Raw genomic sequence first — 21,181 nt, 5'->3', positions numbered from 1 at the left:
TTAGGTCACTACAATATAAAGCGCCCAAATAACGTAGAAGAATACCCATGGCAGGCTTGCAATCACCAAGGCTTGCCCACGTTCAAACTCAGTCCAAGTAAGCACAACACCGTAGCCCAGTACAATGTACCAAGGCAGCAGTAGTGGTAGTGAGCTGGCAAAATGCGACCACTCGTTGGTGAGTGGCAGTTTTAATAGACCATTGAGGCTGTTTAAATCTGCTGCGTAAGTCATCACCTGGCCATGCTTGAGCAATAGGCTCGCGTAGCTTGCTATATCGCCTAGTACTGCTGGGAATAAGATTGCACACGACGCGGCAAACCACTTCCAGTAACCATATTGTTGCTTGCTTGCCTTCGTTGCAAGAAAGAACCAAAGCGCAAGCAACAGTAAGGTGGCAAAGCGGTTGAATACATCATTGATGATCGCACTTGCCATTAGCGTGTTTGGCTCTAATAGCTCAATCTGCTTTGGGTCGATTTGCTGAAACTGCTCGGCAAGTTGGTCACTGAGCCACGTGAAATCGACATTCGAAAAGTAAGCGCCCCAGAATAAAAACGGACTAAGCATCAAGAAGATGAACGGTTGCCATCCCCATCCGCCGCGTTGGTAAAGTGCTAGAAAGCAAGATGTTGGAGAACGAAAAATGTCCAACAGCATCACAAGTGGGTTGCTTGATGGGTTCATACACTTACCTTCGTTACGTCAACGTACAACTTAAGTTTTTGACCTGGTTGTAAGTATTTTTTCTTGTGTAGCGAGTTCCATTTCACGATGTCGTTTGTTTTTACTTTGAACTTGCTTGCAATGCCGCTAATGGTGTCACCAGAGCGAACGTTGTAGAAAACGGTACGAATCACAGCACCTTTGTCTGAGTCCTTCCAAATCACGAGCTTTTGACCAACGCGCAATGGATCTTTAGGGCCCATGCCATTCCATTTTGCTAACGATTTATACGACACTTTATTTTCACGTGCGATTGACCACAAACTTTCTCCAGACTGAACGACATGAGTGAGCTTGAGTTGTCCACGAGCACGTGATTGAGTCTTGCTTAATCGATTTTGTGCCGTTAGTGCGTATTTCGCATCGTCTTTTGTTGACGTCGGAATCAGTAGGTATTGACCAATACGAATATTGTTATTCGACAGGCCGTTTGCACGTCGAATCACTTTTGTGGTTGTGCCGTATTTATTAGCTAGCACACTTAAAGAGTCACCAGACTTCACCTTGTAGCGAGCGACCTTCATCCCTTTACCACGGTTTTTCTCCACCTTAGTGAGAAAAGTCTCTTTTTTCTCTACCGGAATCAAAAGTTGGTGCGGACCTTCAGGCGCAGTCGACCATTGGTTGTATGCAGGGTTGTAACTTTGTAACTCTTTCACACCAATGCCGGCATAATCTGCAGCAATGGCTAGATCAAGCTGTTCTTTCGGATCGACAAGCGTTAGAACAGGCTTGTTTGGAATCGCAGGAATATTAAGCCCGTACTTGTCTTGGTTTGCGATGACGTCAGCCAAGGCTAGCAGCTTAGGTACGTAACTGCTGGTCTCTTTTGGTAAGTCCAATGAGAAGAAATCGATAGGTTTACCGAGCTTTTTATTCTTACGAATTGCGCTAGAAACACGGCCACCACCACTATTGTAAGCGGCAATTGCATGCTCCCAGCTACCATCAAAACGCTCGTTTAGTTGTACAAGGTAGTCCAGTGCGGCATCCGTTGCTGCTGCCACATCTCGGCGACCGTCATACCAGTAGTTTTGCTCTAGTCCCATCATCTTTCCGGTGCCAGGGACAAATTGCCACAATCCAGCCGCGCTACCGTGTGAGTAGGCAAAGGCATCGAATGAGCTTTCCACCACAGGAAGCAAAGCAAGCTCCATTGGGAGTCCACGCTCTTCGATACGTTTTGTGATCATGTATAGAAAAGGAGTCGCACGCTTAGACACCGTGTAAAGGTGATTCGGGTGCTTTAGATACCACGTACGGTAGTAGTCCACTTTCTTATGGTTTGGGATATCCATTTCAAGTTGCATGGCGATACGTTGCCATACATCTTCTTGTTCCTGAGGGGAAAGAATTTTAGGCGCGTCGTTAGCGGATTTTTTTGCTAAAGACGATGTGTTGCCCGGTTGAGCCTTCGCTGCATTTTGTTTTGCAGTCTGCTCAGATTTATTGGTTTCTGGTGTAGAAGACGTTGAGTCTGACTGAGTCAATTGACAGCCAGATAATAACAACGCCAACGCCCAGGTATACTTCAAACGCATGGATTCAGCCTATTTAGGGCCTTTTTATCTTCACCTGCCTGTCGCGCAACACAATGTGCGTGGCAGTCGCAAGATAATAGACATCTTTTAAACACTAACTAATTAATAGAGGCAAAGAGCTTCTAAATTATGCAATGGGGAGAAATTCAAATAGATTTATATCAACCCCAAACGTAAGAGAAGCGCCAGTGGCGCTTCTCGAAAAATCAGCCCCTGATAATACTGGGGTCTTGCAAACTTACAAGCAGAAAATGGTTAAAATTCGTTCTTCCACTCACGCAAAGCAGTAAAAACCGAGCATGGATCGCTATTTTTAATACGACTAGCAACAGATTGAACCACGTCAGGATTGGTGGTTCGCAAGAACGGATTAATCCACTTTTCTTTGCGTATTGTTGTTGGAAGTGTCGGAATGTTTAGGGCTCGCAGTCGGTTTACATCATCGCGATATTGACGGAGCTGCTCATTATCAGGCTCAACCGCTAAAGCAAACGCCACGTTACTCGCGGTGTATTCATGCGCGCAGAAGACTTGAGTTTCTTCTGGTAGAGACGTTAGCTTGTTTAGTGACTCAAACATTTGCTCTGGCGTACCCTCAAAAATACGACCGCAGCCTGCGGAAAACAACACGTCACCGCAAAACAGTTTTCCGTCTCCAACGTAACCGATATGACCTAAGGTATGGCCTGGTAAACCTAGCACCAAAAAGATTTCGCCAAATAACTCCAGTTTGTCGCCTTCTTCCATGGGGGTGGTTAGGGTTGGAATTGGCTCAGATTTCGGGCCCACAACGGCGACTTCAGGAAAGGCACGCACTAAGTCTGGAACGCCACCAATGTGATCGTTGTGGTGGTGCGTAATTAAAATCGCTTCTAAAGTTAATTCGTTAGCCTGCAAGTATTCTAACACTGGCTTCGCATCGCCCGGATCAACGACTGCGCAACGCTTATCGCTATTTTGTATCAGCCAGATGTAATTATCATTAAATGCGGGTATGCTTTTGATCTCTAACACGATTCGTTCTCCGTCACCCATTTTAGTCAGGTGGTTAATGAAACCAGCACTCAGCAACAAAACTATACCACACCCGTCGACTTGGTCAGCAATGAACAACGGTCCGTGGGTGCTTGAGTCAATCCAGACCCGACTTGATGAATGGTGTCCGAAACTCTTCGGTTACCATATGCTCAAACTGGGCGGGTTGAGCTGTGAGCTAACCAGCTGTAATTTTAACATTCAACACCAAGTCAACGTAGATATCCAGAACCCGTTGCATAATGTGATTGCAGATGGTTACGAATTGCCCTTTTTGGAAAAAAGCTTTGATGTTGTGATACTCGCTCATCAGCTCGACTATGCAAGCGATCCACACCGTTTGCTACGGGAAGTCGATAGAGTGATGATGGATGATGGTTATTTGATAATCACTGGATTTAACCCACTAAGCTTGACTGGATTAGCGAGTTTGCTTCCATGGCGTAAACATAATTTGCCTTGGAGTGGACGAATGTTTACGTCGAACCGCATCAACGACTGGTTAGGGTTACTTAATTATCAAGTGATTCATTGCGATCGTTACGCGCTGTTTCCGATGAAGCGTTACCGTACGATGTGGACATGGTTGGAAAACAGTCTCGGTGATTGGGCGTCACCTGCAGGGAGTTTGTATTACATTGTGGCAAGGAAACGAACATACCCTCTCAAGCCTATCAAACCGCATTGGCGTTTGAAGAAAAAGCTCACACCACTAGGGGTGATGAATCGAGAGGGCAATACTATGAGGAAAGAATCTCGTTAAGAGGGTTGGTAACCGGTATCTTCCTCGGTTGGGTTTTCTGCGGCGGTACGGGCTAGCTCATCACAAATTTCGTTCTCACGATGGCCCGCGTGGCCTTTTACCCAGTGCCATTCAACTTGATGGCGTGCAGTTTCTTTGTCTAGAGCTTGCCATAAATCGGCATTCTTCACGGGTTTTTTATCCGCTGTTTTCCAACCACGCTTCTTCCAGTTATGGATCCACTGAGTAATACCTTGGCGCACATATTGACTGTCAGTCGTTAAAGTGACTTTGCAAGGTTGTTTTAACGTCTGCAGCGCGACGACAGCCGCCAACATTTCCATGCGGTTGTTGGTGGTTAACGTGTAGCCTTTGGAAAGCGTCTTTTCTACGTCTTTGTAACGCAATACAATGCCATAACCACCTGGTCCTGGGTTACCTAAACAAGAACCGTCAGTGAAAATCTCAACGTGTTTGGTCATATTTTTTGGTACTATTAGCCGAAACATTTAATAAAGCATAGTCTGACATACATAACCTTATGAATACCAGCAGCAATTCTGAATATAACCGCATTGTCGTTCTCGATACCGAAACCACAGGTATGAACCGCGAGGGTGGTCCTCACTACATGGGACACCGCATTATTGAAATCGGTGCCGTGGAGATCATCAACCGTAAGCTGACTGGTCGTCACTTCCACGTTTATTTAAAACCCGATCGTGAAATCCAACCAGAAGCGGTTGAAGTTCACGGTATTACGGATGAATTCTTGGTTGATAAACCGGAATACGCGAGCGTGCACCAAGAGTTTCTTGAGTTTATTAAAGGCGCAGAACTTGTTGCCCACAACGCACCCTTCGATACGGGCTTTATGGATTACGAGTTTGGCATGCTCGATCCCAACATCGGCAAAACGGACGACTACTGCAAGGTGACCGATACCCTTGCTATGGCGAAGAAAATCTTCCCTGGCAAGCGAAACAACCTTGATATCTTATGTGAACGCTACGGTATTGATAACTCGCACCGTACACTCCACGGAGCTTTGCTCGATGCGGAGATTCTAGCCGACGTTTACCTCTTTATGACGGGTGGTCAAACGAGTCTAGAATTTAACACGAATAAACAAGAGGGTGGGGTAGAAACCATTCGTCGTATTGAAGGAAGAAAAGCGCTAAAGGTTTTGCGCGCAAGTGCCGATGAACTAGAAGCTCACCAAAAAAGATTAGAGTTGGTGAACGACTGTATTTGGCATCAATAGGAGAAGCTATGCTGAGGGCTTTGTTGGTCGCGTTTTTAGCGATATGGAGTAGTCTCTCGAGTGCATCGAGTGAATCTGCTATGTCTTTGTTAGACAATCGCTTTCGAGTGGATCCAACCATCGAGCAGATCACTTTTTTAGTTTATCGTGAGCAAAGTTCTCAGCCAGTTGTTTTAGTCCGCCCTGACGGTAAAAAGTACTATGCTTGGGACGCCTACGACAATGTACGTTGGTACCAAGAAGCTTCACTCGATATTATCTCCGTTGACAACCCTATGCCAGGCCCATGGCAGGCTGTGGGGAAAGTCACTCCTAAAAATAACATCCGCTTAATTTCTCACTTAAAGCTCAGCACGGATGTGTTCCCAAACCGGTTATATAATGGGGAAGCGCTTAAGTTTACAGCTCGCCTAACCTCCGACGACAAACCTCTTGTACTGCGCGACTTCCTTGACCGCGTGAATCTACGCGTGACATTTACCAAGTTTGTCGAAAATGAAGATGAGTTGATCAAAGAAGCACGTCCAGTGCCGATGGTTGTGGGTGAGTTTGCTGATGATGGCCGCGGCTTGGATGAAAAAGCAGGGGATGGTGTGTTCACTGTCCAACTACCAATAGATGTTGAGCCCGGTAAGTACCGTGCGCGAATCACCTCTGGTAATGGCGTATTCTTACGAGCGCAAGAGCAAGTCATCTTGGTTTATCCGAACCCCATTTCTCGTACTTTTATTCAGGCGCGCAATCCTGACAAACCACACCAATTGGTGCTGAGTGGTGAGCAAGGTATGATCGCGCCAGGCTCAATCGCAGTCACGGTGGAACAAGATGCACCCGATGGCTTTGTTAGCTACAGCCAAGGCCAGGTTTCTAAAGATGGAATGAGAACCACGCTGAACCTCAATAACGACGCTGAGCTTGGTAAATACGCATGGCGCGGCGAGATCTTTGCCACTGATTTTGCGACGCAACGTCCACTGGTGTTTCCTATTCCAGAGCAAACTTTCAGTGTTGTTGATGACGTTGATCTAGAAGCCGCTCGAATTGCAAAAGAAGCTGAATTAGCCGAGCAGCGCCGTATTGAAATGGAAAAGCAAATTATCGCTGAGCGGGAGGCTGAGCGTAAGCGCAGCATGATTATTATCGCGGTGGGTAATGTGATAATGCTGCTGATTGTGATCATTGCATGGATAGTCTGGCGCAAAATTAAAGCGAAGCGCGATGCCATGCCAGAGATGCAGTTAGAGGTGCCAAAGAAATAGTAGTAACACGTAAACCTAGAAACGGAGCCAATCGGCTCCGTTTTTTTTTCAGTTTAAGTTTGAGACAGAATTTGATGTTTCTCATGGTCATTAATCATTTTATTTTAAAGTAACACCATGATTTAACGTTGATTAATCATAATAAAGCTCGCATGATACTCTTTACGTTTCGACTTGATTTTAGTGCGTATCGACGGAGTGAGTTATGACAATTGGAGCGTTAGAACTAGAACATCTACCACGACAAAAGGCCTTGGTTGAGTCTGCTTATGATGCCTTTTATTCTGAAAAAGACGTTGTTGCTGCGGTATTGCTTGGTTCATTGTCATCAGGAAAAGGTGACCGTATTTCGGACGCTGATGTTGTTGTCTTTACTCAAAACAACTTCCATAAAGCCTCAGAGCCTTGCTTTACCCACTTTGAAGCAAATAAAGACATTTTTTATCGTCTTGAGGGAGAGCACAACGAAAATGCGTGCTTCAAAAAATATATTTTTAATGACCTAACCAGTGCGGAGATTCATTGTTTAGATATCTGTGAGCCTTTCAAACTTTCTAAGCCATTTAAGGTTTTATTTGATAAAGCTGATGTGACTGCTGGCATGGTTACTGATGAACCTGCGCCAAAACATGAAGATTTCCCAGTTTATACCAGTGGTGATCAAGGCCTGATTTGGGAACTCTTTGATTGTATTAAGTGGTTGAGCAGAGATAACCATGATCTTGCAAAGTCCTACTTGAAAAAACTCTCTGAGAAACTCTAATTTGAGAGTTATCCCCGTTCCTCCCACTCAAGTTAGTTAGGCGGTTAGGTTATGAAATACAAAAAGCGTCAGAAGTATAAATACACTCTCCATTCTGAAGAAAAGATTGAGACTCACATTTCAGTTAGTCAGGTGTATGACAGCCCTTTTCTTAGTTTGTCCAAACAAGGCGTGTTAACGATTAAAAAGGGCTACGCATGGGATGGAGCGAGTGGGCCGGCGTTAGACACAAAAAACATTATGAAAGCCTCTTTAGTTCATGATGCTCTTTACCAACTCATGAGGGAAGAGGTGTTGCCACAAAGTGCTCGAAAGCATGCGGATATGTTGCTGAGAGAAACATGTTTAGAAAAAGGAATGTCCAGCTTCAGAGCGACTTATATCTATTATGGCGTCAGAGTTGTCGGTGGCTTATTTTCTAGACCCGATACTTTGTGTGCTTAATGGGAACATCTTTCCAATTTTAACTGTTTATTTATACAGTTTGGTTATGTAAGCTCCAAGGTGATACAAAGGAGTCGTACATAATGACAATAAGATATGAAGAGCACGTGCCAAGCCCGAAAGAATACTGTGATATGCGCGTCAAAGCCGGGCTATCACCCAAATCGTTGAAAGCTGCTGAAATTGGTCTACCCAATTCGTTATATGGCGTATCTGTCCGGGATGAAGGAAAGCTCATTGCAATGGGCCGGATTGTTGGTGACGGGGCGTGCAACTTCGAAATTGTCGACGTTGCCGTTGATTCTGATTATCAAGGTAACGGTTTAGGTAGAAAAGTCATGGAATACATCGACGGTTATCTTTCTTCTGTTGCACTTGAAGGCTCTTACGTTTCTATGATTGCTGATGAACCGGTCTTTTACGAAAAGCTTGGTTATAGGCTGGTGGCTCCTAAAAGCCAAGGGATGACAAAAAATTTTAAGCCGAAGGTGTAACACGTATTCAGCTGTGCAAATAAGCAATAGAAAACAGGAGTTTAATTTCCTGTTTTCTATATTAAATTTCTACTTAAGCCACTTCTGGAATTGGTTTGGGTGGCTGCTCTAAATCAGGCTCTTTTTGAACAGTAGGAATTTGTCCCTCACCCACAGCACTGATGTAACAGCCACTAAGTTTAATGGCAAGGTACATATCGGCTCGCAGTAAGATGCCTCCTTCACTGGTGCTGATACCAGTAAGCTCACACCATTGACGTAAGCGTCGTTTCCTTCCTGCGAGGATTAAGCGTACGCCTCTCTTTTTTAAAGTATTGTGAATATCTGCCAGTGTTGCCATCACACTGAGATCCAAGTGAGTAAAGCTCGATACGGCGTCGATGACAACGCAACTTGCGTCTTTGTGATGTTCTACTTGCTCTAACACTCGGCGTTTAAAGTAAGGTGCGTTGAAGTAAGTCAGCGGCGAGTTAAAGCGGTAAATCACCATTCCTGGAATAGGCGAAGCTTTTCCTGAGTCGTCGATGGTCCGAATGGTGCCTTTTTCATCCAAGCCAAGTAGCTGATCACTCGGTCGCATGACAATACGTAAAAATTGAAACAGCCCTAGCAGTACCGCCAAAGTGATCCCCGGTATTACGCCTACGATCAAAACAGAAATAAAAGTGATGATTGCTAGATAGAACGCATCTTTGTCACGAGATTTTAATTTCCAAATGGCTTTGAGATCGAGCAGAGACAAGGATGCGATGATCAACACGACACCAAGTGATGCGATGGGAATAAACTGTAAAGGCTCATAAATAAATACCGCAATAATGGCAATGGTGATTGCGGCGACAATCGAAACTAATTGAGATTTACCGCCATTTGCATCATTTACCGCTGTGCGTGAGTCAGCGCCGCTTATCGCGAAACCTTGCGAAAACGCTGAGGCAATGTTGGCAAAGCCCAACGCCTGAAACTCTTTATTTGCATCAATATCATAACCGTTTTTAGCGGCGAAACTGCGCGCGGTGAGCATCATGCTAACAAAGCTGACAATCGCAAGGTTGAGCGCCGGGACCACTAGCTCACGAACTTCACCTAGCTCAAACTCCGGCGTTTGAAACTGAGGGAAACCACCTTGAGTGAGCCCAACTACGGATACGCCCATCTCTTGTAAATGGAAAAACCAAACTGACGCGGTAGTCACGAGTATCGCCAGCATGGCAGCAGGCCAAGTTGGTCGGTAGCGTTTGGTGAGTAAATAAACGACAACCGTCACGATACTCAGAGTTACGGTAGGCCAATGAAGCTCGGTTAATCGTTGTGGAGCCTCCCATAAGCGTTCCAGCAAATAACGTTGTTCGTATTTCAAACCGACCACTTTGGCAAACTGACCAACGATAATTGTTAGAGCGACACCGTTGAGTAGACCCAAAAGAATCGGGCGAGAAAGGAAGTCTGCAAACACCCCTAACTTGAAACGACTGGCCAGTACACACCAAATACCAGTCATCGCTGTCATGGTCATGACTAACTGCCAATGTTTTGTAGGATCACCCGCGGCAAGCGGCGTAACAACGGCGGCAATCACTGCACAGGTTGCTGCATCAGGTCCGACAATGAGTTGTCGAGATGTGCCCATCATGGCGTATACCAACATTGGCAGTACACACGAGTACAGACCGACAATTGCAGATACACCGGTTAGCTGTGCATAAGCTATGGCAACTGGCAGGGCAACCGCGACAACAGAAAAGGCGGCTCTAAAGTCGTTAACAAACCATTCTTTTTGATAATGCTTAAGCTGAACAAGCCCAGGGAACCACTGTGCGAATAATATTTTAGCCAACGGATTTACCATATATGTGAGTGAGTTACTTAAAAGTATACACCGCTTGCTTGGAACGTCTGTGAGTTAGTTATCACTGGAAATCGGGGGAAGGTTCGGAGTGCGTGGATTTTATTGCGCTTGCGCAGAGGTTCTTCGTGGTGTGAGGTGTTATGAAGGCTATTCTGGTAGCAATAAAAAACGGGAGTTGTCACTCCCGTTTTATGGTTTCAGATTAGAGAGTTAGGCAACGCTATCCATCTGAGGGTATAGCGGCTTTGCTGCGAGCAATTCCGGCTCAAAGTCATCAACGTTGATAGTATCCAGACGATGCTGTTCAGCTTCTCTTAGTAGGTCGGCTTCTTCTTGCGTGATAAAGCCTTGCTCTAGCCCTTCTTGAGCAATCATATCCAAACGTAGGAATGGACGACGTTTGCCTTGCGCTTTACATACTTTGTCGAACACTGGCTCTGCTTGAAGAATGACTGACAGCGCAAGCTCAATCTTACCTGCTGCGTTGTGTTCTGTTGGCTCTAGGTACTGACCTCGACCAATGCGTGAACGTGTTGCACTTGGCGTTTGTAGAATGCGCGCCACTTTGCTGTCTAGTTTATCGCTTGGTGCTTTGCGTACGCGACCAAATGGCATGATTAACACGCGCAGTGCACGACCAATCACTTTGTTCGGGAAGTTTGCTAAGAATTCGTCTACCGCCACTTCCGCTTGTTTCAAACTGTCTTGTAGACCCCAGTGTACTAATGGTAAATCTTCGACTGGGCGGCCATCTTGCTCAAAACGTTTCAACGTCGCAGAGCTCAAATATAGCTGGCTTAGAATGTCACCAAGACGCGCTGATAGACGCTCTTTACGCTTCAAAGAGCCACCTAGCACTGCCATTGAGATATCCGATAACAGAGCAAGGTTTGCACTGTAACGGTTCAATTGTTGGTAGTAACGTTTTGTCGCATCTTTGGTTGGTGATGAAGAACCTAAACCGTCACTTAAACCAAACCAGATACTGCGCACGAGGTTACTCATTGTAAAGCTCACGTGACCAGCAAGCGCTTTATCAAACTTCTCTACAGAGTCACTGGCATCAGAGTACGCTGCGTTCATTTCTTCAAGAACGTAAGGGTGACAGCGAATCGCACCTTGACCAAAGATGATCATTGAACGAGTTAGGATGTTTGCACCCTCAACCGTTACCGCGATTGGCGCACCTTGGTAACCACGCGCTAGGAAGTTAGAAGGTCCCATACAGATACCTTTACCGCCTACGATGTCCATTGCGTCGATGATGCTTTGTTGTCCACGGTGCGTACAGTGGTACTTCACGATAGCTGAGATAACCGAAGGCTTTTCACCTAAGTCGATACCTGCCACGGTTAAGTTGCTTGCCGCGTCCATTACGTAGGCGTTACCACCTAGACGCGCTAATGGCTCTTCAACCCCTTCCATGTGGCCGATTGGCTGTTTGAACTGGCGACGAATGCGTGAGTAAGCACCTGTGGCCATTGCGGCAGTTTTGATGCCACCTGTTGAGTTTGAAGGTAGCGTGATACCACGACCAACCGATAGACACTCAACCAGCATACGCCAACCTTGGCCCGCCATTTTTTCACCACCGATAATGAAATCGATAGGAACAAAGATGTCTTTACCGCGCGTTGGACCATTTTGGAATGGCACATTGAGCGGGAAGTGTCGGTTACCAATCTCAACACCTTTGACATCAGTTGGGATAAGCGCACAAGTGATGCCAAGATCTTCTTTGTCGCCTAGCAAACCTTCAGGATCGCGAAGTTTAAATGCTAAGCCTAGTACCGTTGCGACTGGCGCTAGGGTGATGTAGCGCTTGTTCCAAGTCAGGCGCATACCCAGTACTTCTTTTCCTTCCCATTCGCCTTTACAGACCACACCGTAATCTGGAATAGATCCAGCGTCAGAGCCCGCTTCTGGACTTGTTAGAGCGAAACAAGGGATTTCCTTACCTTCAGCTAGGCGCGGTAAGTAATGGTTTTTCTGATCTTCAGTACCGTAGTGTTGCAGTAGCTCACCAGGACCCAAAGAGTTAGGAACACCAACGGTAGACGATAGAACGCCAGAAACACCCGTTAGTTTTTGTAGTACTAGTGATTGAGCGTATGCTGAGAACTCAAGACCACCGTACTTTTTCTTAATGATCATGGCGAAGAATTTGTGATCTTTCAGGTATTGCCATACTTCTGGCGGTAAGTCCGCGAGTTCGTGAGTCACTTGGAAATCGCTCACCATGGCACACACTTCATTCACTGGACCGTCTAAAAAGGCTTGTTCTTCTGCACTTAATTTAGGTGCTTGAATTGCGTGAAGCTTTTGCCACTCTGGTTTGCCTTTAAATAGCTCGGCTTCCCACCAGACGGTACCTGCGTCTAACGCTTCTTTTTCGGTTTGAGACATAGCTGGCAGCACTTTCTTGAAAAGCGCTAATGCTTTGCGGCTTATCAAAGACTGACGTACGCCAGGAACCGCGAATACAGCGGCAGCAAGAACGTAAATAGCCCAACCAGTAACGCCAACCGCGCCTATTACTGTGAGCGCTAACATAGCTGCTGTGAGTAAACTAATAGATTTCACGAGAGACATGCGGTGGTAGAGCGTAATGCCTAGCACGACCGTCATCGTGATGATTGAGAGCAAGATGTCCATATGTATTTTCCTTTTCAGACTTTATAAGTGTTGTACGTCTGTATGTTAGGTAAGAGGTCTAACCAGTTGGTTTAAGTGTAATCAAAATATTAAGGAAATGTAAAACATAAGATTGGATAAAAAGTGATCTAAGTAGAGTTAAAGTTCTAAAGTTGCGATTTGAGTGATGGTTTCATGAGCAAGTTGACAAGTTTATTACCATCACCAATCTAAATCTGTTGGTTCACTATCGACACTAATTCTCGTTTGTGGGTAAACTCAGAGTAATCAAACCCGAGTTCAGGTTTATGAAATGTCCGATACCAAATTGGTATCAGAACAATTTGCTCAGTGAATCTAGGACTGACTGAAGCCGAAATAATAAAGAGAACGTCTTATGTACCATGATCTGATTAGAAGTGAATTAAACGAAGCTGCTGAAGTGCTCAACAAATTTTTAAGCGATGACCATAACATTGCGCAAATCGAAGCAGCGGCGAAAATGATTGCTGACTCATTCAAGCAAGATGGTAAAGTACTGTCATGTGGTAACGGTGGTTCTCACTGTGATTCGATGCACTTTGCCGAAGAGTTAACAGGCCGTTACCGAGAAAACCGTCCTGGCTATGCTGGTATTGCTATTTCAGATCCAAGCCACCTTTCTTGCGTGAGTAATGACTTTGGTTATGACTTCGTGTTTTCCCGTTATGTAGAAGCGGTTGGCCGAAAAGGTGACGTACTGTTTGGTCTGTCGACTTCAGGTAACTCAGGTAACATCCTGAAAGCGATTGAAGCGGCGCAAGCGAAAGGCATGAAGACGATTGCGCTAACAGGCAAAGATGGCGGCAAAATGGCAGGGCTTGCCGATATTGAAATCCGCGTGCCACACTTTGGTTATGCGGATCGTATTCAGGAAATTCATATTAAGATTATTCATATCATCATTCAGTTGATTGAAAAAGAGATGGAATAGTCGTTTCACAGCCACCTTTTCGAGCTGTGTTGTTAGGGAGTTTTTTTAATCATGTGTGAATTGCTCGGTATGAGCGCTAATGTTCCGACGGATATTTGTTTCAGTTTTACCGGGCTCATGCAGCGTGGAGGTCGAACTGGCCCACACCGTGACGGATGGGGAATTACCTTCTACGAAGGGAAAGGTTTTCGAACTTTCAAAGATCCCAAGCCAAGTTGTGAGTCGCAAATTGCAGAGTTAGTGCAAAATTATCCCATCAAAAGTCGCGCTGTCGTTAGCCATATCCGACAGGCGAATCGTGGCGGCGTTAATTTAGAAAATACTCACCCTTTTACACGTGAGCTGTGGGGGAGGTATTGGACGTTTGCGCACAACGGTCAGCTCTCTGGCTACCAAGACTTGCATACGGGCCGACATCGACCTGTCGGTGAGACAGATAGTGAACTGGCATTTTGCTGGTTGTTGAAGCAAATGGAAGATCGATATCCTGAGCCACCAAAGGATATGGAATCGGTATTCTTATATGTTGCTAAATGTTGTGATGAGCTAAGAGAGAAGGGTGTATTTAACATGCTTCTGAGTGATGGTGAGTATGTAATGACGTATTGCACCAATCATTTGTATTGGATCACAAGACGCGCACCGTTTGGTAAAGCCGCTTTGCTTGATGAAGATGTGGAAATTAACTTCCAAGAAGAAACAACGCCACATGACATTGTTTCTGTGATCGCGACTCAACCTTTAACGGGTAACGAAGCTTGGCAGCGGATGAAACCTGGCGAGTACGGCTTGTTTCACCTAGGTGAACTAGTGAAAAACAATGCCTCTGAACTGGTGAATGTGCCGTTTGCAGCGGCGAAACCGGGCAATCAGGCGCCAACTGAGCCGTTAGAATAGCGGTTAATTCGGAACAACTCGTAAAGCTCGCTTAATCGCGAGCTTTATTTTTATACGTTTTCAACCGAGGGCGGATACTGGTGAACTCTCATACTTTCTAGCTTCCTAGTCTCGCTAAGGCTTGCCGGAAAGATGTAACTGATAGAAATTTCTCATAAAACACCACGTTATTCTGAACGGTGAGGAACGAACCAGACTCAGAATCTACTTTCCGAGTGTCGTGTTACTCAAGTGGTTATGGGATTTTTTAGAATGTTGGGTTTTAGGTTTCTAGTCTCACTACGGCTTTCTTGAATCAAGTTTATATGTTTCAAAATAACAAAAGGCAGCTCTCAGGCTGCTCTTTTGTGTTTGGAGTTTGGTATTCAGGACGACTCATCGGAGGCGTAGCCGTGTGTGCCAAGCTCTGCGCCATCTAAATAGGCTTTACCATCCTTCATGATTAAGCGCTCATCTACTAACCACTTCGCCACCATAGGGTAGATTCGGTGTTCCTGAGCCTGAACACGCGCTGCAAGTACACTAGCATCATCGTCTTCGAACACAGGAACTTTTGCTTGCAGTATGACAGGGCCACCATCAAGCTCTTCCGTTACAAAGTGCACACTCGTACCATGTTCTTTGTCGCCAGCATCTATTGCTCTCTGGTGTGTGTGTAGCCCAGGATATTTTGGTAGAAGAGAAGGGTGGATATTGATCATCTTACCCATGTAATGAGAAACAAACTCGCTGCTCAGAATACGCATGTAGCCCGCCAGAATAATCACGTCTGGTTGGTATTCATCGATTTGACTCATTAGCTCTGCATCAAAGCTTTCACGCGAGTCGAATGCTTTAGGGTCGACAAAGTGACCGTCTACATCAAACTTTTTTGCACGTTCTAAACCAAAAGCATCGGCTTTGTTAGAGAACACGGCTGCCACTCGTGCGTTTGGCATGCTGTTTTCGCAAGCTTCCAAGATAGCTTGCAGGTTACTTCCGTTACCCGAGATGAGGACCACAATGTTTTTTAGGGTATGGTTTTTCATGATGTCGAGAGTGCCTTGGTATTGTAGGTTGGAGTTATGTAGCTTCTAAACTACCTACTAATAGAATGGTTTTTATTGTTCTAGATAGCAAAATGAGGACCTAGTCATCTAGTGTCCTCATTCTTTTTATCTTGTGAGCTCGATTTGCAAATTATTGGATTTCAACTTGCTCTTCATTCGCTTCAGCTTGCGCGATTTGACCAATCACCCATGCGTTTTCACCTTCTTCTTGAAGAAGAGCAACCGCGGCTTCCGCTTGGTCTTTAGGTAGTGCGACGATTAGACCCACACCACAGTTGAATGTACGGTACATTTCGTGTGTGTCGACGTTGCCTTTCTCTTGTAGCCACTTGAAGATCACTGGCCATTCCCAGCTGTTACCATCGATAACTGCTTTTGTGCCTTCAGGCAGCACACGTGGGATGTTTTCCCAGAAACCACCGCCAGTGATATGAGAAATCGCATGGATGTCGTGTTTCTCAATCATCTTAAGTGCTGATTTGATGTAAATCTTAGTTGGTTCTAGTAGGTGCTCACCGATAGTGCGACCTGCTAGTTCTTCGTTCTTATCTGCACCAGATACTTCTAGGATTTTACGGATAAGGGAGTAACCGTTTGAGTGTGGGCCGCTTGAGCCAACAGCGATAAGTGCATCACCAGCAGCGACTTTCGTGCCGTCAATCACGTCTTCTTTTTCTACTACGCCAACACAGAAACCAGCTACGTCGTAGTCTTCGCCTTCATACATGCCAGGCATCTCCGCAGTTTCGCCACCAATTAGGGCGCAACCTGCTTGAACACACCCTTCAGCGATACCTGAAACAACATCCGCTGCGGTATCAACGTCTAGTTTGCCTGTTGCGTAATAATCTAGGAAGAACAGTGGCTCTGCGCCTTGCACGATAAGATCATTTACACACATCGCAACAAGATCGATGCCGATAGTGTCGTGCTTGTTCATATCCAGTGCTAGGCGAAGCTTAGTACCTACGCCATCAGTACCAGAAACCAGTACAGGTTGTTTGTATTTGGTTGGCAATTCGCATAGCGCGCCAAAACCACCGATACCACCCATAACTTCAGGGCGACGAGTACGTTTTACCGCACCCTTAATACGATCCACAAGCGCGTTGCCTGCATCAATATCTACACCAGCGTCTTTATAGCTAAGAGAAGAGTTGTTACCACTCACAGGGAAGTCCTCGGTATTAAGTTGGATATGAAAACGGCGCTATTCTAACAGTGCTTAAACATAGATAGCAAACGTTTGCGTCTGTTTTTTTCTTTAGTGATTTATCCTGATATCCCTGTAAAAATCATGTATAATCTGAAGGTTTGTTTAAATATTGCCAACTATAGCCGGAGATGGACATGAAAGTTGTTGAAGTAAAGCACCCTCTAGTAAAACATAAAATTGGTCTAATGAGAGAAGGTGACATCAGCACAAAACGTTTTCGTGAGTTAGCGACTGAGGTCGGTAGCCTACTTACTTACGAAGCAACGTCAGACTTTGAAACAGAAAAAGTGACCATTGATGGTTGGAACGGTCCGGTAGAAGTAGACCAAATTAAAGGTAAAAAAGTAACCGTAGTACCAATCCTACGTGCAGGTCTAGGCATGATGGACGGTGTTCTTGAGCACATGCCAAGCGCACGTATCAGTGTTGTTGGTATTTACCGTGATGAAGAAACACTTGAGCCAGTTCCTTACTTCAACAAGCTTGCTTCTAACATCGATGAGCGTATTGCGCTTGTTGTTGACCCAATGCTTGCAACGGGTGGTTCTATGATTGCTACGATTGATCTTCTAAAAGAGAAAGGTTGTAACCAAATCAAAGTGTTGGTACTTGTTGCTGCACCAGAAGGTATTGAAGCGCTAGAAAAAGCACACCCAGATGTGGAGCTATACACTGCGGCCATCGATGAGAAGCTAAATGACAAAGGCTACATCGTACCGGGTTTAGGTGATGCAGGTGATAAGATCTTCGGTACTAAGTAATTCTTTAATGTATTACTACGACTGAACAGAAAAAAAAAAGGCTTGGTGAAAACCAAGCCTTTTTTATATCTATAATACGAGAAGAATAAAATGCGCCACTCAGTAAAGCTGCGCAGACGCACTATTTCGCGTTCTCTTCTTCCATTTGTGCGTTATCTACAACGTGGTTTTCACCTAAATCGTTTGGTAGCACAAGGTTAAGAATAATTGCCACGATACCGCATAGGCTCACACCTTGTAGGCTGAACTCGCCAATACCGAAAGCCATACCGCCAATACCAAATACAAGTGTTACGGCAACGATCACTAGGTTACGAGACTTATGTAAATCAACGTTATTCTTGATCAGTGTATTAAGTCCTACCGTGGCGATAGAGCCGAAAAGCAGAATCATGATGCCGCCCATGACAGGCACAGGAATTGTTTGAAGAACCGCACCTAGCTTACCTACCAATGCAAGTACGATTGCAGTGATCGCAGCCCAAGTCATGATCACAGGGTTAAATGCTTTGGTTAGCATTACCGCTCCTGTTACTTCACTGTAAGTGGTGTTTGGTGGAGCACCCACCATCGAGGCTGCGATAGTTGCCACCCCGTCACCTGCGATTGTGCGATGAAGACCAGGTTTTTTCAGGTAGTTTTTACCTGTAACGTTTGAGATAGCAAGCATGTCACCTACGTGCTCTACCGCAGGTGCGATAGCGACAGGAATCATGAACAAGATTGCGTTTATGTTGAACTCTGGCGCGGTGAAGTTTGGCATAGCTAGCCAAGCCGCTTGTACTACTGGAGTGAAATCAACCACCCCGTAGAATAGAGAAACAGAGTAACCTGCAAGAATACCACCGACAATTGGAACGAGCTTCAAAAAGCCTTTTGCAAACACGCTTAGTACAATGGTTGTGAGCAGTGAGACCGCCGAGATGATGATCGCAGCATCACCATTAACAAGCTGTGCAGCACCATCACCGGTTTTACCTACCGCCATGTTCACTGCTGTTGGAGCAAGGCCAAGACCAATCACCATGATCACAGGGCCAACGACAACAGGCGGGAGAATTTTATGGATAAATCCAACACCACGCACTTTGATCATCGCCCCTAGAGCCACATACACCAGGCCCGCTGCCATTAAGCCGCCCATCGTTGCGCCGATACCCCAAGTTTGGATACCGAACATAATAGGAGCAATAAACGCAAAAGAAGAGGCAAGGAAGATGGGAACAGAACGTTTAGTCATTAATTGGAAGAGGAGAGTACCGACACCGGCACCAAAGAGGGCGACATTTGGATCAAGGCCAGTTAACAGCGGCACAAGCACCAAAGCACCAAAAGCGACAAAGAGCATTTGAGCGCCTTGTAACGCGTTTTTCATAATAATTCCCTATTTTCAAGATACGCAGACAAATCCGGCGAATACTATCATCCTGCAATCGTTTGCAACGTTGCATGGATCAAACTTTCGATTGAATCTTTCCCATAAATAGCATTTTTGAGAGTTAGTTGCTTGCAAATTGGTCTCTTTTGCGAGTCTTGCGTGACGAAGAAAAATGAACAGTCTAACTCGTTGAGATAGCTGGATAAGCAATGAGTTTATTATGAAAAACAACACTAGAGTGCTCGTTGAGACCCGAGTTAACAAAGCTGCTCATAATACAGACAATTTACTCAGTACTTACCTTGCTCAAGATTTGATAGTTGCTTATTATTCGGGTTCTTGTTCAGAGGATTATAAAAACTATGCGCTATTTAGCTCTCTTACTGATAGGTTGGTTGTCCCTACCAGTATATGCATTAACTCAGGTGGATATCTATCGTGCCGAAGTGGTTATCGACAGTGAGCAGAACGACGGTGAGTCTCTGGCTCGTCAACAAGGTATGCAGGATGTGATTGTTCGAGCGACCGGTTCTCAATCTTCTTTAAGCAATCCAGTGATAAAAAAGGCACTTGGTTCAAGTGCGCGTTACATTTCCCAACTGAGCTATGGGCAGGTTGATGGAAAAGCGAGCTTAAAAATGTTGTTTAACAGCGACCAAATCAGCTCGCTTTTAACACAAGCTCAATTGCCATCTTGGTCGTCAAATCGTGCCAATATTTTGGTTTGGATGGTGGAAGAACAGGGATACGATCGTAATATTGCTTGGGAGCATTCCGACTCTTCAAACGCTGTAGCACTTCGCAGTGCTGCGAAATCGAGAGGCTTGCCGATCACGATCCCGGTTGGTGATTTTGATGATGTAACTGGTGTTAATGTTTCTGATCTTTGGGGCGGCTTTATTGAGCCAATTGGCCAAGCGAGCCAGCGCTACCCAGCGGATGCCGTTTTAGTTGTGCGCGCTCAAGGTGAACAAATTCGCTGGACGTTATACGATCAATCACCAATGAGAATTGTTGAAGCACAGCGCTCTCCGCGTAACGGTTCCGCATCAGGCGCCAATGCTATTGCTGAGATGGTTGATGGCATCGCTGACTACTACGCGAGTAAGAGCGCAGTGGTAGTATCTGGAAAATCTTCAAAAGCGTTGGCGGTGAAAGTCCTTAATGTAACGTCTGCCACGGACTTCTTCCGTTTAGAGAATGCGTTAAAACAACTTAATTCGGTTGCGGGTACGGAAATTAAGCGTGTCCAAGGTGATGAGCTGACGCTCAACATCCATCTTTTGGCATCTCAACAAGCTTTTGAGAAAGAAGCTTCTTCTATTTCTCAATTAATGGTTTTTGAAGATCCTTTGGGTGAAGTTGATGCCCCAGCTTTAACTCAAGAAGCAGAGCCAATTGCTCCGATGAATGAAGCTAAAGATACAGCTATGGTAGAAAAAGTGCAGTCTGAAGTGCCTGCGGATATCGCGGCGGAAGCAAAGGACGAAACGCAACCAACTCAGCCTATGATTGTGGAGCCTGTCCGAGAACAGTATGACTTGATCTACGAGTGGCGCTCGGCATCGTAATCGCATTGATAGCTTTCCAGGCGTAAAGCGCAAGGATCAAACACCAATGTGGTAAGCGTAAAAAAGAGTCGCAATAGCGACTCTTTTTGTTTTCTAAATTCGTATTCGAACCAATGCTCAGTGATTGATTGCGATTGGCGTTATTTATTGAATTTCGCTTTTTCTTCTTTTTCTACTTGAGAGAGGCGCTTCAACTTAAGACCTAGCTCTTTGCCTCTCGCTCTAGCAAACAAAATATTGCCAGCGAAACCGAGTGAAGTCAGGAGCAACTCTACTGCCGCAAGCCAACGTTCTCCACCATCCACATAAAGGATGGTCAGCGCATGCAAGAAATACAGCATAAGAACAAAGTTAGCCCAAGCATGAGTGTAAGGCTTACCAGCCAAAATACCAGGCAACGGAAGTAATAGCGGAATACACCAAGCAATAGCAAGTGTTGTGCTGCTAAGGTGAGGGTGAGGGGACAACGCAAGCTGCCAAATTGCGACCCAGGCTAATAAGGCTAAGTTGCCAAATAAAGCTAGGTAACGATAGGTTTTAGCCTGTGTACCGAGTGGTGTTTGGTCTAAAGAGTCAGACATCGAT

General features: G+C 45.4%; 20 protein-coding genes. 10 read left to right on the top strand and 10 right to left on the bottom strand.

The window, feature by feature from the left end:
• From J8Z23_RS11985 to gloB, 3 genes are all read right to left on the bottom strand, one after another.
• Complete coding sequence (locus J8Z23_RS11985) at window positions 1-687, bottom strand: YIP1 family protein (RefSeq protein WP_237308245.1); 687 nt, start codon at window positions 685-687, stop codon at window positions 1-3.
• Complete coding sequence (locus tag J8Z23_RS11980) at window positions 684-2,267, bottom strand: lytic transglycosylase (protein WP_258614106.1); 1,584 nt, start codon at window positions 2,265-2,267, stop codon at window positions 684-686. The genes J8Z23_RS11985 and J8Z23_RS11980 overlap by 4 nt, the downstream gene beginning before the upstream one ends.
• A 255-nt stretch (window positions 2,268-2,522) precedes the next feature.
• Window positions 2,523-3,281: a hydroxyacylglutathione hydrolase gene (gene gloB, locus J8Z23_RS11975; protein ID WP_006741673.1), complete on the bottom strand. Its 759-nt coding sequence runs from the start codon at window positions 3,279-3,281 to the stop codon at window positions 2,523-2,525.
• 37 nt (window positions 3,282-3,318) lie between these two features.
• On the opposite strand from gloB, the gene J8Z23_RS11970 reads away from it, so the two are divergent.
• Complete coding sequence (locus tag J8Z23_RS11970) at window positions 3,319-4,065, top strand: class I SAM-dependent methyltransferase (RefSeq protein WP_434633673.1); 747 nt, start codon at window positions 3,319-3,321, stop codon at window positions 4,063-4,065.
• On the opposite strand, the gene rnhA is transcribed toward J8Z23_RS11970, so the two are convergent.
• Window positions 4,062-4,526, bottom strand: coding sequence for a ribonuclease HI (gene rnhA, locus J8Z23_RS11965; protein WP_012841509.1), 465 nt, complete (start codon window positions 4,524-4,526; stop codon window positions 4,062-4,064). The two genes, J8Z23_RS11970 and rnhA, sit on opposite strands and share 4 nt — an antisense overlap.
• Window positions 4,527-4,585: 59 nt before the next feature.
• Here rnhA and dnaQ point away from each other — a divergent pair, with 59 nt between their 5' ends.
• From dnaQ to J8Z23_RS11940, 5 genes are all read left to right on the top strand, one after another.
• Window positions 4,586-5,308, top strand: coding sequence for a DNA polymerase III subunit epsilon (gene dnaQ, locus J8Z23_RS11960; RefSeq protein WP_434633671.1), 723 nt, complete (start codon window positions 4,586-4,588; stop codon window positions 5,306-5,308).
• Between the two features lie 8 nt (window positions 5,309-5,316).
• Window positions 5,317-6,567 (top strand): TIGR03503 family protein, encoded by a 1,251-nt coding sequence (locus tag J8Z23_RS11955; protein ID WP_434633668.1) that lies wholly within the window; start codon window positions 5,317-5,319, stop codon window positions 6,565-6,567.
• A 205-nt stretch (window positions 6,568-6,772) separates the two neighbouring features.
• Complete coding sequence (locus J8Z23_RS11950; protein ID WP_203347016.1) at window positions 6,773-7,330, top strand: hypothetical protein; 558 nt, start codon at window positions 6,773-6,775, stop codon at window positions 7,328-7,330.
• A gap of 51 nt (window positions 7,331-7,381) precedes the next feature.
• Window positions 7,382-7,774 carry a DUF1353 domain-containing protein gene (locus tag J8Z23_RS11945; protein WP_434633664.1) on the top strand — a complete coding sequence of 131 codons (393 nt, stop codon included), beginning with the start codon at window positions 7,382-7,384 and terminating at the stop codon, window positions 7,772-7,774.
• 83 nt (window positions 7,775-7,857) lie between these two features.
• Window positions 7,858-8,268, top strand: a complete 411-nt coding sequence (locus J8Z23_RS11940) for a GNAT family N-acetyltransferase (RefSeq protein ID WP_434633661.1) — start codon at window positions 7,858-7,860, stop codon at window positions 8,266-8,268.
• Window positions 8,269-8,341: 73 nt separating this feature from the next.
• Here J8Z23_RS11940 and J8Z23_RS11935 read toward each other — a convergent pair whose 3' ends face one another.
• Entirely contained in the window at window positions 8,342-10,117 is a 1,776-nt protein-coding gene (locus tag J8Z23_RS11935) for a SulP family inorganic anion transporter (protein WP_046875514.1), read from the bottom strand.
• Window positions 10,118-10,327: 210 nt separating this feature from the next.
• The gene (fadE, locus tag J8Z23_RS11930) at window positions 10,328-12,772 is read right to left on the bottom strand and encodes an acyl-CoA dehydrogenase FadE (protein ID WP_046875515.1); all 2,445 of its coding nucleotides are present in this window, start codon (window positions 12,770-12,772) and stop codon (window positions 10,328-10,330) included.
• A gap of 376 nt (window positions 12,773-13,148) precedes the next feature.
• On the opposite strand from fadE, the gene lpcA reads away from it, so the two are divergent.
• Both lpcA and J8Z23_RS11920 read left to right on the top strand, forming a co-directional pair.
• A complete protein-coding gene (gene lpcA, locus J8Z23_RS11925; protein WP_005380392.1) occupies window positions 13,149-13,724 on the top strand; it encodes a D-sedoheptulose 7-phosphate isomerase in 576 nt (191 codons plus the stop codon).
• Between the two features lie 51 nt (window positions 13,725-13,775).
• Window positions 13,776-14,621 carry a class II glutamine amidotransferase gene (locus J8Z23_RS11920; protein WP_006741678.1) on the top strand — a complete coding sequence of 282 codons (846 nt, stop codon included), beginning with the start codon at window positions 13,776-13,778 and terminating at the stop codon, window positions 14,619-14,621.
• 365 nt (window positions 14,622-14,986) lie between these two features.
• On the opposite strand, the gene purN is transcribed toward J8Z23_RS11920, so the two are convergent.
• Window positions 14,987-15,649 (bottom strand): phosphoribosylglycinamide formyltransferase, encoded by a 663-nt coding sequence (gene purN, locus J8Z23_RS11915; RefSeq protein WP_182037256.1) that lies wholly within the window; start codon window positions 15,647-15,649, stop codon window positions 14,987-14,989.
• A 151-nt stretch (window positions 15,650-15,800) separates the two neighbouring features.
• Window positions 15,801-16,841 (bottom strand): phosphoribosylformylglycinamidine cyclo-ligase, encoded by a 1,041-nt coding sequence (gene purM / locus J8Z23_RS11910; protein WP_054867197.1) that lies wholly within the window; start codon window positions 16,839-16,841, stop codon window positions 15,801-15,803.
• A gap of 179 nt (window positions 16,842-17,020) precedes the next feature.
• On the opposite strand from purM, the gene upp reads away from it, so the two are divergent.
• Window positions 17,021-17,647 carry a uracil phosphoribosyltransferase gene (gene upp, locus J8Z23_RS11905; protein ID WP_041852906.1) on the top strand — a complete coding sequence of 209 codons (627 nt, stop codon included), beginning with the start codon at window positions 17,021-17,023 and terminating at the stop codon, window positions 17,645-17,647.
• 121 nt (window positions 17,648-17,768) lie between these two features.
• On the opposite strand, the gene J8Z23_RS11900 is transcribed toward upp, so the two are convergent.
• Window positions 17,769-19,022, bottom strand: coding sequence for a uracil-xanthine permease family protein (locus tag J8Z23_RS11900; protein WP_256950347.1), 1,254 nt, complete (start codon window positions 19,020-19,022; stop codon window positions 17,769-17,771).
• Window positions 19,023-19,387: 365 nt separating this feature from the next.
• Here J8Z23_RS11900 and J8Z23_RS11895 point away from each other — a divergent pair, with 365 nt between their 5' ends.
• Window positions 19,388-20,596 (top strand): DUF2066 domain-containing protein, encoded by a 1,209-nt coding sequence (locus tag J8Z23_RS11895; RefSeq protein WP_237284080.1) that lies wholly within the window; start codon window positions 19,388-19,390, stop codon window positions 20,594-20,596.
• 140 nt (window positions 20,597-20,736) lie between these two features.
• On the opposite strand, the gene J8Z23_RS11890 is transcribed toward J8Z23_RS11895, so the two are convergent.
• Window positions 20,737-21,177 (bottom strand): DUF2069 domain-containing protein, encoded by a 441-nt coding sequence (locus J8Z23_RS11890; RefSeq protein ID WP_012841511.1) that lies wholly within the window; start codon window positions 21,175-21,177, stop codon window positions 20,737-20,739.
• Window positions 21,178-21,181 lie beyond the last annotated feature (4 nt).

The organism is Vibrio sp. SCSIO 43086, from assembly GCF_051132235.1.
Classification (GTDB): Bacteria; Pseudomonadota; Gammaproteobacteria; order Enterobacterales; family Vibrionaceae; genus Vibrio; species Vibrio diabolicus.
This window is presented reverse-complemented; position numbering and strand designations above follow the sequence as displayed.